Raw genomic sequence first — 12,629 nt, 5'->3', positions numbered from 1 at the left:
CTATGGATGAGATAGGATTGGTGGGTTCTCCCAGTACAACGGCAAGAGTGACCGTTGACATCATGGAAGATGCTGCCGACTTTCCGCTGCGCGGCCAGCTTGTCTCCCTGATTCATCAGCTAGACAACAGCTACTTAATCGCTCTAGGTACTGTCATGGAGATTAAGACATCAAATCGATGGCATGAGGATCCAAACATGCGAGGAGTTCTCAAGCATCATGGCAGTCTTCCGCATCTTAGCGCGGTTGGTGATGTTCGAACGGCTGATGTGGCCGTGCAAGCTGTCTATATCGCAGACCATGAGAATCCTGCATGTGGAAGTCCTGCCAAGGAAAGTGGCGGAGCCCTTGCTATGTCCCCGACAACGGGTGCCCGAGTGCGAAAAATTACGGACCAATTCTTGTCTAATCTTCTTCGACGCCACGAGAGCAACATCATACGGTTGGGGATGGCTTACGGCATGGAGGATGTTAGGCTACCTTTGACTCTCCGCCACTTTGGTTCCGCGGCGACTGGTGGTGCTGGCGAAGCATATCATATTGGCATCTTTGGAATGACTGGGAGTGGTAAGTCAGGTTTCGCTGCATACTTGCTCGCTGCATATGCACGCCACACTGATCTCGGAATACTCATCATTGATCCACAAGGACAATTCGCGAGCGAGGCAGGCCTTCCTTTCTCACTTCAGAGATGCTCGAAGGAGATGGGGAGAGAGGTCAAAGTGCTGTCTGTTTCTCAAGACCTGCGCCTTCGAAAAAACGCACCCCTGTTTATTGAGCTATTGGAAAGCACTCGCTTCTTCAAAGACCTCCTATCAATTCGTAGCAAAGATCCATCTGAATCGGCGGTAGCCGAACTTACACGTGTCGTTCAAAGTCAAGAAAACTGGCCAGAGAAAGATGCTGCGTCGCTCTTGCGGAGTGTATTGGAAGTTCTTGCAGGCGACGACTCAGCTATTGAGCGAATTTATGCAACAATACAACACAGAAAGAAGCTATCGGCACAGATTCATTCAATTTTGGACAACGAACAGGTCTTTCGGATGGCTCGGGATCAATTTGAGCCACTCCACTCACTGTTTTCAAGCAAGAATCTCAGTGGTGGAAACCGAGAATCCATGGAATCTGTGCTACACGGTCTGTTGAATACTGATGTGCAGACACGTCCGGTGATAATAGTTGACGTATCTAGCAAGGATGTTTCAGGAGTTGCCGATTCCGATTCACCTGCCGCTATCCTAGAGACAACTCGCATTAAGGCACGTTTACTACGTGAGATTTGCGGTTCTATCGCAAGAGTTGCAGAAAGTCGCTTTAAAGAAAACCGCACTCTCAATACAATGGTTGTCTTCGACGAAGCTCAACGCTTCGCGGCGGAGAGCCCTGAAGACGACGAATCTATTTCCCTTGCTGACCGACTAGTAGATTATGTTCGAACTACCAGAAAATTCGGTCTTGGTTGGATGTTCATTACCCAGGAGATCAATTCATTGCGCCGAGGCATTTACTCTCAACTCAGAGTGCGCAGCTTTGGGTATGGTCTTACCTCAGGTACTGAGCTGCAACGCCTCCGTGAAACCATAGGGGACCCAGAAGCTCTAGACCTCTATCGATCTTTCGTTGACCCTCAGGCAATCCGACCATCACAGTATACTTTCATGATTACGGGTCCAGTTTCGCCGTTGTCATTTACAGGTGCTCCGGTGTTCCTATCGGTTTACACTGACTTTGCCAAATTCAAGAGTGACAACAACCTTTAAGGGTAGTTACCTGACGTTCTTAGTTGGCACGGATCTATCGACGGGCCTATAGCTACACTCAGCAAACTCTGTATTCCATCTAGCATTGCGGATGATGAGAGCAAGGCACCAACAGAATTGTGCGACAGTCGTCAAGTGATTAGTCAAAGTTAGTTTCCTGGGAGCAATCTAACTTGCCCTAGTGTGGTCACTCTTGCCGCAAGCGTGAGCGGAGGATCCAAAACAGGTTGGCGACGGCGATGGCTATGGCGACAACCCAGAGGGCGGTGCCGAGCGTGGGATTCGCCGTCAAGCCGATGCCTAGTCCGAGATAAAAGACAATGATTGCCACCAAGAAGAGCGCGATGTGGGCAATCTTCTTCAGTGTTTTCCGCATGGTTGCACTCTCCTATGGAATGAGCGAGCAGGCGCTAAGCTGAATTGCTGCGTAGTCTGCGGCAGAACGGGCTAACCTGGACGAATCTACATGCACGGTTTCGCCGCGACGCTTGCGATACCGTGTGCGCTGTCAGCGACATCTCGATGGTAACAGAGGCTGGCGAACGCTACCGCGCGGGTTCCGGCGACTTGCTGCGGGCAGGACGCCGCCGGTCACGCCGTTTCGGCCGGCGCTGGCGGCAGCAGGCGCATGCGGACGTCCACCTCGAGGTCACTCTCAACGAAGCCGTGCAGTACGCCCTTAGACGGTGGCACGTCCTGATAGTCACGTCCTATAGCGATAGAGACGTGATGGTTGCCGGCCAGGGTCTGATTCGTGGGATCGAATCCCACCCAGCCGAGGCCGGGCAAGCGGCATTCTACCCACGCGTGGGTGGCGGTCTGCGGCGAATCTGACGAGGTCTGCGTCTGCGACGAGGTCGGCGTCTGTGACGAAGCCTGCGTCTGCGGCGAAGTCTGCATCTGCGCGAGGGTAGGCGCGTGCGCGCGGCCTTCGCCTGTTACATGGACGTAGCCGGAGACGTAGCGCGACGGCACGCCCCACGAGCGCGCAACGGCAATCATGACGTGGGCATAGTCCTGACACACGCCCCGGCCGGATTCCAAAATGTGCTCGATGGGTGAGGCAACCGACGTGCTGCCGGGCACGTAGTCGAAAGCGCGATTCAACTGTTCAGATAGTGAACCGAGGGCCTGAAGGGGATCGTCGTCAGGCTTGATGCCCTCCCGCTCGATGAAGGCCGTGAGGGCGGGCGATGACTGCGCCAGCGGGCTATCGTGCGTAAAGTCCCAGAGCGCGAAAGAATCGCGCCACGCGTGAATCTTGTCCCAAGCTCCGGAGTCCAAAGAGGTAGGAAGCTGGACGACCGGACCCATATCTACTGTGGCGCGGGCGGTAATCTTAAGGGACTCGTGCCATTGATGCACGCTAAAGACGTGTTTCGTGTTCCCGTAGGGATCAATCCCTACACTGTAGTGGGAAACAGGCTCTGTGGTCAGATCGAAGTGCACGAGTTGCTGCTTGACGCTGTTGCGCGGCTGCAGGCAGAGCGACATCACCGAGTGCCGCGCCGGAGACGAGTACCGGTAATGAGAAGTGTGCGCGATCTCGAAGCGGTTCGATCCGGCCATGGCGTCATTAGACAGGGGAATCGTCGACTTGGTAATCGAAATACGTCTGCACAATGAGGCTGTGAAGGTCCCGGCAGAACGCGCCCAAGTCCTGCAAGGTCTCCTTCCGGTCTTCCTGGTCCGGCCATTCGTAATGGATCAACGATCCTAAGCGACCGGCAAGCCGACGTGTGGCGCCACTGGATTCGGCACTTGGACCCTTGCCAATTGCGTCTAGCTGGGCTCCCAAGACGTCGAGGGACTGGCACAACGAATCAGGTAGCAGCGGATCGGTGACAAGCAGATCCAACACCTGGCCCGGCTGCATTTCCACGCTATAACTGCGGTTATAGACTTCCAAAGCATGGTAGGCGCGTAGCAAGCTAATCCAGTCCGCTTCGGATGACTCTTCGAAGTGGACTTCAGAAGCGAGTTGGGCAAGAAACAACGAGACTGCGAGTTGGGCGCGTTCAATGAAGCGACCAAGCTGCAGAAAGTGCCAACCTTCGTCACGGTACATGGTGCCTGCGGCTACACCCATGAAGGTGTCAATCTCGTTGGTGGTCCGGCTGTAGAAACTCTCGGGGGATGTGGTCCAGATGTCCTGTATGTCTCGATCTTGCAGCCGCAGGTAGACCAGGTTTAAGTGCGACCACATCTCTGCGCTCACGCAATTGCGCGTTTGACGGGCGTTTTCCCGCGCCATGGCAAAGCAACTCCAGACGGAGCCGGGATTGGAACGCTCGAAGGTGAGATCATCCGCCAGCGTGTACGAGTCTGCCAGCGTGAAGTCATCGCTATCGGTGAATTCCAGGCTGCCGCCGGGCGGCAGCCGATTTACAGTTATGTAAATACGACTCCACCCAAAGTAGATTTCCTGGACGGGGCGGTCCACCAAAGCCGCCGTCTGCAGTTGCAGAAGGCGGCAGAGGTGCTGCGCCCGCTCAAGATACCGCCCCATCCAGTAGAGGCCCTGTGCGCTGCGTGAGAGCATTGGTTTAGTTTCTCAGTTCCTGCATACGCTAGTCATCATCATGCTCTTCAGGCATGAGTACAAACTCGGGATAGGCTTCTAATCCCAGCTCTGCCGTGTCTTGTCCCAGGCGCTCGACCTGCTCGGAGACCCGCAAGCTGAGAACCACATCGAGTACTTTCCAGAGGACCAGCGAGACTATGAAAACAAATGCGCCTATGGCAAGAATGCCGATAACTTGCACGCCGATATTGGCGCCGGCGGCAATGGCAACCGCCAGAGTTCCCCAAACGCCCGCGAACAAGTGGGCGGGGATTGCCCCGACAACATCGTCCAGCTTGACTTTTTCAAGCAACAATATGGCGAGGGTGCAGATGATGCCGCCGATAGCGCCGATGATGACGGCCCAATAGTGCTGCGTAATATCGGGTCCAGCCGTAATTGAGACGAGACCGGCAATCGCGCCATTCAAGCCGGCAAAGAGGTCAGTCCGGCCCAAGAGCGGCCGCGAAATGATGAGGGCGGCCATCACGCCTCCTGCCGCGGCAAGGTTAGTATTCACCAACACGTGACCTATCGCGACTGCATCTATAGCGCTTCCCAGCGCCAGTTGCGAGCCGCCATTAAATCCGAACCAGCCTAACCACAGGATGAATACGCCCAACGTCACGAGGAGCACGTTGGAAGGTGGAGTGGGTCTAACGGTGCCGTCCTTGCGGTACTTGCCAAGGCGGGGGCCGACGATGATCACGCCCGCAAGCGCCGCCCAGCCGCCAGTGCTGTGTACGATAGTTGAGCCGGCAAAATCCTGGAAGCCCATATCAGCCAGCCAGCCGCCACCCCATGTCCAAGCGCCTACCACTGGGTAGATGAATGCTGTGAGGACAAGAATGAAGAGGAAGAACGACCACATTTTAACCCGCTCGGCCAGGGCGCCGGAAATGATGGACGCGGTGGTCGCGACGAAGACCATCTGGAAGAACCAGTCGGACATGACGGAGTAGCCGCTCTCGATCACAGCCGCCGCAGCGCTTTGATCGCCATCCAGCAAGGCGAGTTCATCGGATGATGGGCCATAGAGTAGGCTAAGCGATCCTACCAGTCCCCCAAACCGCTCGACGTCGACGTCGATGTACATAAGGTTGTAGCCGACGAAGAAGTAAGCAAGCCCGGCGATGGAGTAAAGACCGATGTTTTTTAGGCAAATCATGGAGGCGTTCTTGGTGCGTACCGCGCCGGCCTCGAGCATCGTGAAGCCCGCAGCCATCCACATCACCAACACACCCCAGATTAGGAATGCAAACGTATTGAGGACGAACGTAGTTTCGCTATCTGCCGCTGCATGGGCAACCGCCGGTCGGAGCAAGAAATAGAGAAATGTCAGGATCAAGACTGCCGCAATTACTGCGATACGGCGATGACGTGCAAGTGCGTCCGTGAATACCATGTACCCTCTCTCCTTTGAGATACAATGATCAGTCTTCCACCACCCAGAAGTCCTTGCCTCCTCCTCCTTGACTAGAATTGACTACCAAGCTGCCGCGGCGCAAGGCGACACGGCAGAACGCCCCGGGAACGATGCGGGTCTCGCGGCCATGCAGCACAAACGGTCGCAAGTCCACGTGACGTGGCTCGAAGTTTCCTTCGATGAAGCATGGCGACCGCGAGAGCGCAAGAACTGGCTGTGAGATAAATCCGGCTGGGTCCGCGCGCAACTGTTCAGCAAATTCATCCCGCTCTTCAGGAGTAGAGTGGGGGCCAATCAGCATGCCGTAGCCACCGGATTCACCGACACGTTTTACCACTAGGTCTTGTAAATTGTCAAGCGTATATTCCAAGTCCTCGCGTCGCCGACAGAGAAACGTCTCCACGTTGGCAAGGATCGGTTCCTCTCCGAGGTAGTAGCGAATCATGTCGGGCACGTACGCGTACATGCTCTTGTCGTCGGCAACGCCCGTGCCCGGCGCATTCACCAGGGCGACGTTCCCAAGTTTGTAGGCGTGTAGAAGTCCCGGCACGCCGAGAAGCGAATCCGGGCGAAAAACCAGCGGGTCCAGGAAATCGTCGTCCACACGCCGGTAAACAACGTCTACCCGCCGCAGCCCCGTGGTAGTGCGCATGTAAACAAAACCGTTGTTGACAAGCAGGTCGCGGCCCTCCACGAGCTCTGCACCGATTTCGCGCGCCAAGAAGATGTGCTCGTAGAAGGCGGAATTATATACACCCGGAGTCAGCAAGACTATCGTGGGGTCGGATTGCCCGCCCGGCGCGAGTTCCCGTAGGGTTGTTTGGAGCACCTGACCGTAGTTCTCGATTTCTCGCACGCGAGAGCGCCGATACAGGCGGCGGAAGCTCTTCTTTACTGCCTCGCGGTTGGCTAGCATATAGGATACACCGGAGGGAACGCGCAGGTTATCCTCTAGCACGCAGAAACCCTCGCTGGTGCGCACCAAGTCTGAGCCGCAGACTGCGACCCACGTGCCGTGGGGGGCCGAAAACCCGCGCATCTCGACCCGGTATTGCGGGCATCCGCGCACCATATCCACGGGAATCACACCGTCATGAACGATGCGCGGCTCACCATAGAGGTTCTTGGTTTGAGACTCCCCGTATACATCCTCTAGGAAGATATTCAGCGCTTTGATTCGCTGCTTGAGACCGGATTCGATCCTCTGCCACTCAGTGTTTGAGAGGATGCGGGGCAGAGAGTCGATTGGAATTATGCGCTCATCAGCCTCGTCGTCGCCGTACACCGTGAAAGTAATGCCTTCATTGGAGAAGGATCGTGTAACCCTATCCTGAATGCTAACCAGCTCTTCGGAAGTTAACTGGCAAAGAATCTCGTGAAGGTCTCGGCTGTGTTTACGGGGGGTGCCGTCAGGCAGGAACATTTCATCGTAGACATCTGCGTCAAGCTGATAGTCATCAAAGTTCACGGCATAACTCGCTTAGCAGGCACATTTCGCTCGTTTCTCGTATCTGGGACACACCATAGCGTCGGGCAAGTCTCTGAATTGGCGGTATTCCTGTAGTTTAGTGGAAAACGCGTAATTGAATCCCGCCAGCACAGTACCAAACTGCGCAAGTAAATTCAAGATAGACTCTGCACACTCCTGTGCGAAGGGTATCCTGCTTGCCCGCAGTACACCAAAAGTCTGCGGCCGCTGAGAGCCTTTCAGGACCGTGCCTCACTCCAGAAAACTGCGTTGCCCAAGCAGAAGCACAGTTCCTGCCGACTAGATTGCACCCTACAGCCTAACTTCGTTATTCAACTGCTGGAAGTCCCTAGTATACCCTATGCCTGGACTACCGCTTCGTCGGCGTCTTCCTCAATTGCAACGGGTTCAAGGGGAATCTCTATGGTCATTTCAGTAAACTCACCGGGTTCGGACTGCACTCGGATAGTGCCGCCCCGGCGGCGTACGATGTCGCTGGACATGGCAAGCCCCAGACCGGTGCCTTTATCGGTAGGCTTGGTGGTAAAGAAGGGGTTGAAGATCTTTTCCTGGACGTCCGGCGGGATGCCGGAGCCATTGTCTCTTATGCGAATTTCGGCGAATTCCTCGCCGCGCTTTGTCGCAAGCCAAACTGTCGGGCTGTAGTTATCGCCGCCTGCCTGCTCAATAGCGCGCCGACGCTCATCGGTTGCATCACAGGCGTTGCTCACCATATTCAGGAAGACACGGCCCAAGTCCTGCGGAACGACCTCGACCTCTCCCATCTCCGGGTCCAATTCCTGCTTCAGGTCCAACTGGAAGTCCGGATCAGTGGCGCGCTTACTGTGATAGGCAAGGCGGGCGTGCTCATCGAGCAGATTGTTGAGATTTGTGGGTTGCATGCCACCGGTGCCGCGACCCATGGATAGCATATCGTGAACGATGCGGTTGGCGCGTTCCCCGTGCGTGCGAATGCGCTCAAGGTTTCCGGTAAGATCATCCGATATCTCATCAATGAGATCGCGGTCATCTCCGCTCAATTCACCGCCGTTTTCACCGAGCACCTCTCGTAGTTCTTCGAGAAGGTCTGCTGAAGATTCGGAGAAATTCTTGACGAAATTAAGCGGGTTCTTGATTTCATGGGCCACGCCTGCGGTTAGTTCACCCAGAGCTGCCAGCTTTTCGCGCATGACAATCTGGTCTTGCGCCTTGCGGAGGTCCGCCAAAACGCTCTCGAGTTCATCGTTCTTGCCCTGTAGTTCATCGGCGAGTTTCTCAACCAGATTGAGGCGCTGCACTTCGAGGGCATGGCGGCGGAATACCTCCAAGGCAGCAGCCATCTCCGCCACTTCGTCACGTCCCCCAATCTCCACTTGCGTTTCCAGATCGCCGCCTGCCATGCCACGCATCCAACCCGAAAGCATCTCAATGCGGCGCACCACGACCCGACCAACGAAGAGCCACACAATTATGAGGGCGCCGATGATACTAACAATACCGATAGCAAGAAGGAGGAGCCGACCGGTCAGGATAGCCTGCGTAGAAGCCTGTGTTGCTTCCTCTACGCTGTCCGAGGCCGCACTCACGAGACCTTCTACCTCGCCCAAAAGCTCATTAGCCAAGTCATTGTTGCTCGCCAATAGGTCATCCTGGTGCTGTATGAGCCGCAACTGCTGCGAGCGCAAGGCGAATACACTCCCTAATGCAAACAACTCGTCAAAGATTGGGGCAAGCTCTGCATAGAATGGCGCATCCACCAGTGCGAAAAGGCTGCGTTCAATTCGGCTCTGCGCCGACTCGAAGCGTTCTCGCAGTGGCTCGACAAAAGAAGCATCGGAAACAACATAAGAATTCGCCAAGAGCTCAGTAGCGACATTCGCTTCTCTGCTCAAGATTTCTAAGTGGCGATATCGATTGAATTCTTCCTCGGAAAAGTGGTTTTCCCGCGCCGCAGCAGACCCTCCGATTACGCTATAGCCTGTGATGAGATAGAAAATCTGATCATCAATCAGGGGGGTCAGAATGTCTTCCAGATTGCCTCGCGTGGTCGCTAGTTCTACGCGCAACTGCTCACTCTGATCGTTAAGCTGGAACGACTCCGACATCCCGGTCTCAACTGCACCTATATTGGAAATAAGCGCATCCGCGCGGGCGCGAACGCGCGCAAAGCGGTCATCTCCCGCGTCGGCCTGCTCCAGGATTGCCAACTGCTCTTCCAGCGCGGCATGCGCTTCGTCAATGCTGGCAGCGACTCGGTTGAAGTCTTCCGGCGTCGCGGCGCTCGTCAGCCGTGGGGCCGCGGCCTCTAATGAGTTGCTATGTTGTGCCACGCGAAAGGCAGCTTCCATTTCGGGGACGCTGCCTTCGTTCACACGGCTCTGGACTTCACCGACGCGGTTGAAGGAGAACCACCCGACAAGACTGGCCGCAATAACGAGCGCCACAGCGCCGCCAATGCCCAAGTAGAGCTGTGTTGAGATCCTGTAGCGGCTTTCCAGCAAGCCCCTGATTTGCTCAATCACCGGTTCAAATCCCGAAGTGAACTCATAGGCTGATACGTGCCATCTGGTCCGATCATCGTCAGAAAAACTTCGTCTGAACCCTGGTTATCTTCCGCTCCATAGTTAAGCTCAAAACCGCTAAGGTCGATTATGCCGGTGTTGCGAATGCTATCGAGGAAGCACTCTCGTGTAGGCTGCGGCCCACAGCGCTCAAGCCCGGCAATTGCCAAGCGTCCGGCGAGGTAACCCTCTAAAGAGACAAAGCCGGGATCGTGCCACGCGGAAAATTCCCGAATGGCACGCCGATACTCTTTGACGATTTGCTGGTTCTCATCCGTGGGAAACGGGACCACCTGTGTTACGAACACGCCCTCCCCGGCTGGTCCAAGCTCCTGTGCCAGAGCATTGCTACCCACGAATGACACGGTCATGAACACCGGGTCTAAGCCTATTTGCCGCGCCCAGAGGATAAGGGCGGCGACCGGCTTATAGGCGCCAATCATGATTACCGCTTCAGGGTCGCCGCGACGGAGATCAAGCAAAGCCGCCTTAACTGCAGTGGTGTTACGCGCATAGACCCCAATCGAAACCATTTCCATGTTGCGCTTATCAAGAGCCCGCCGCACGCCGTTGTAGCCGGCCCGACCATAGGAATCGTCCTGGTACAAGACTCCGATGCGGGTGATACCCAAGTCCGTCGTCAGGCGCTCCACCATTTCTTCGGTCTCTTGAAAGTAGGAGGCGCGCATGTTTACGACATTGAACAGGTCAGAGTTGCGCAGGAATTCGGCGCCGGTGAAGGGGGCAATGTACGGCACACCTGCTTCGAAGGCAACCGGCACCGCGGAGCGGGAGGTCGGCGTGCCAACGGCTCCAATGAGCGCGAAAACACCGTACTCCTCAATGAGCTCTCTCGTGTTTTCAATCGCGGCTTCCGGTTCGTAGGCGTCATCCAATTGGAGTAGCATGAGCTCCCGTCCATGGACGCCGCCCTTCTGGTTGACTTCATGGAAAGCGGCCCTAATGCCGAATTCCATGTTTGTGCCAAGCTCTTCCGCGGGGCCGCTGAAAGCTGCGGATTGCCCGAAGAGGACTTGATCCTCCGTGACACCGGGGGCAAGAGACTGAGAATCTTCGGTAACTGTCTCCGGTGTTGCCGAAGCTTCCGCAACTACCGAATCGCCTTCTTGAGCAGAAGTGGAGCAACCGATGAGAAGGGTGGCTAAGAGAAACCCAACTGCCACCCTGTTTCCTAAGCGAACCAACGAGGCCGCAGGAATGCAGGAGACGGTGTTCATTTTGCTAAGCTCGTAACCAGGGTCAAGTGGTTCTTTCCCTCTTCCCGACGGTAGCGCACGTCATCCATCATCTTGCGTACAAAATGAATGCCCAAACCACCTATGTCTCTATCCTCTAGTTCGGCGTTCACATCGGGTTTAGGTGCGTCATGCAACGGATCAAAGGGTCGGCCGTCATCTACAATTTCGATGGTGAGGGAATCCTCATCGGAGGTTAAGGTGATATCGATCTCATGGAGTCCACCATCATGGCCATAATTCATGACATTGATCACGAGCTCTTCAAGGGCCAGGTTCACCTTGAATATGAGATCTATCGGCCAGTCTGCTTCCAGGCCAAAGCTCTCTATTGCTGTCGAGACCCGATCGAGCTCGTCACGTCTAGTCTCGACCTTTAAATTCAGCTCGCTACCCAACTTTACGACTCGCTACGATACAATGCTAAGCATGTTATGTCGTCAGACTGGGGTGTTTCGCCGGCAAACTCACTCACCGCAGCAAAAACCGCCTCGTTTGCCTCTTCTGGATCCCGGGGAGGGTTGGTTGCAAACACTTCCTGCAGGCGCTCCACGCCAAATTCCTCTCCCTCGGCGTTCATGGCCTCGGTGACTCCGTCTGTGTAGAGGAACGCAAGATCGCCTGGAGCCAGGGTCACCGTCTGCTGTTGGTATGGCAATTCAGGCATGACACCAAGCGCAATGCCACCTGTAAGGGGAAGCAGCGATGAACTCCCATCCGGACGCACCAGCAGAGGACTATTGTGCCCGCCGTTGGCATAGGCTAATTCTCCACTCGTCGGACTATAGACCGCATACAGAACAGTGACGAACATTCCCGTGTCATTGTCTTCATGAAGCAAATCGTTTACCTCACACAGCACCTGGCCCGGCTCTCCTATGCCGATGGCAGAGCCCTTCAGAAGCGTGCGGCTAGACATCATGAATAGGGCAGCGGGTACGCCTTTGTCGGATACGTCCGCAATCGCAAGGCCAACCATGCCGGCATCCAAAGTCAAAACGTCAAAGAAGTCTCCCCCAACATTGCGCGCAGGTTCCATGCTGGCATAAATTTTGTAGTTTTCGCCTTTAGGAAATATTGTTGGCAAAATCGACTGCTGGATCTGGCTGGCGACATTCAGTTCATTCTGCAATGCAACCAGTTTGTCACGCGAAGAGAGTGCTTCTCGCCATTCAGTCATATGACTCAATGTGCGATCGATTGTGATTTGAAGGTCTGCAAAGTCTAACGGTTTGGTTACAAAGTCGAAAGCGCCACGATTCATGGCCGTGCGGATGTTCTTCATGTCTCCGTATGCTGAAACGATTACGGAGCGGATGTTGGGATCGACCTTGGGAATCTGTTCAAGCAGCGTTAAGCCATCCATGCGAGGCATATTGATATCGGAGAGAACCATATCAATGTCATCCTCTTCGGTCAGGCGTTCAAGCGCTTCAACTCCGTTCTGAGCGAAGACGAACGAATAGCGTCCCGCCCGAATGTGGCGACGCATTCGCTGCAGCATGAGCGGCTCAAGGTCCGGTTCATCGTCGACAACGAGGATTTTGTAAGGTGGTTCCATCGTTCCCTTCCTCGAGAACTGCATTATCTGACCC

The 12,629-nt window shown here is 55.2% G+C and carries 10 protein-coding genes; 1 reads left to right on the top strand and 9 read right to left on the bottom strand.

Features of this window, described 5'->3' with window-relative positions; genetic code table 11:
• Positions 1 to 2 precede the first annotated feature (2 nt).
• A complete protein-coding gene (locus OXE05_02500; protein ID MCY4436188.1) occupies positions 3 to 1,760 on the top strand; it encodes a DUF87 domain-containing protein in 1,758 nt (585 codons plus the stop codon).
• A gap of 187 nt (positions 1,761 to 1,947) precedes the next feature.
• Here OXE05_02500 and OXE05_02495 read toward each other — a convergent pair whose 3' ends face one another.
• The 9 genes from OXE05_02495 to OXE05_02455 all read right to left on the bottom strand — a co-directional run bounded on the left by OXE05_02495 (position 1,948) and on the right by OXE05_02455 (position 12,595).
• Complete coding sequence (locus OXE05_02495) at positions 1,948 to 2,136, bottom strand: hypothetical protein (GenBank protein ID MCY4436187.1); 189 nt, start codon at positions 2,134 to 2,136, stop codon at positions 1,948 to 1,950.
• A gap of 215 nt (positions 2,137 to 2,351) precedes the next feature.
• Positions 2,352 to 3,329, bottom strand: coding sequence for a transglutaminase family protein (locus OXE05_02490; GenBank protein MCY4436186.1), 978 nt, complete (start codon positions 3,327 to 3,329; stop codon positions 2,352 to 2,354).
• 7 nt (positions 3,330 to 3,336) lie between these two features.
• Positions 3,337 to 4,302 (bottom strand): alpha-E domain-containing protein, encoded by a 966-nt coding sequence (locus tag OXE05_02485; protein ID MCY4436185.1) that lies wholly within the window; start codon positions 4,300 to 4,302, stop codon positions 3,337 to 3,339.
• Positions 4,303 to 4,330: 28 nt separating this feature from the next.
• Positions 4,331 to 5,728, bottom strand: a complete 1,398-nt coding sequence (locus OXE05_02480) for an ammonium transporter (GenBank protein ID MCY4436184.1) — start codon at positions 5,726 to 5,728, stop codon at positions 4,331 to 4,333.
• 28 nt (positions 5,729 to 5,756) lie between these two features.
• The gene (locus OXE05_02475; protein MCY4436183.1) at positions 5,757 to 7,172 is read right to left on the bottom strand and encodes a circularly permuted type 2 ATP-grasp protein; all 1,416 of its coding nucleotides are present in this window, start codon (positions 7,170 to 7,172) and stop codon (positions 5,757 to 5,759) included.
• Positions 7,173 to 7,576: 404 nt separating this feature from the next.
• On the bottom strand, positions 7,577 to 9,739 hold the full coding sequence (locus OXE05_02470) for an ATP-binding protein (protein ID MCY4436182.1): 2,163 nt from the start codon (positions 9,737 to 9,739) through the stop codon (positions 7,577 to 7,579).
• Complete coding sequence (locus OXE05_02465; GenBank protein MCY4436181.1) at positions 9,736 to 10,962, bottom strand: ABC transporter substrate-binding protein; 1,227 nt, start codon at positions 10,960 to 10,962, stop codon at positions 9,736 to 9,738. Before OXE05_02465 ends, OXE05_02470 begins: the two co-directional genes overlap by 4 nt.
• 50 nt (positions 10,963 to 11,012) lie before the next feature.
• Positions 11,013 to 11,432 (bottom strand): ATP-binding protein, encoded by a 420-nt coding sequence (locus OXE05_02460; GenBank protein MCY4436180.1) that lies wholly within the window; start codon positions 11,430 to 11,432, stop codon positions 11,013 to 11,015.
• Positions 11,433 to 11,434: 2 nt separating this feature from the next.
• The gene (locus tag OXE05_02455) at positions 11,435 to 12,595 is read right to left on the bottom strand and encodes a SpoIIE family protein phosphatase (GenBank protein MCY4436179.1); all 1,161 of its coding nucleotides are present in this window, start codon (positions 12,593 to 12,595) and stop codon (positions 11,435 to 11,437) included.
• Between the last annotated feature and the right edge of the window lie 34 nt (positions 12,596 to 12,629).

It is taken from the genome of Chloroflexota bacterium, assembly GCA_026710945.1.
Classification (GTDB): domain Bacteria; phylum Chloroflexota; class UBA11872; order VXOZ01; family VXOZ01; genus VXOZ01.
Note: the sequence above shows the minus strand (reverse complement) of the source record. Positions and strands in the feature narration are given on the sequence as shown.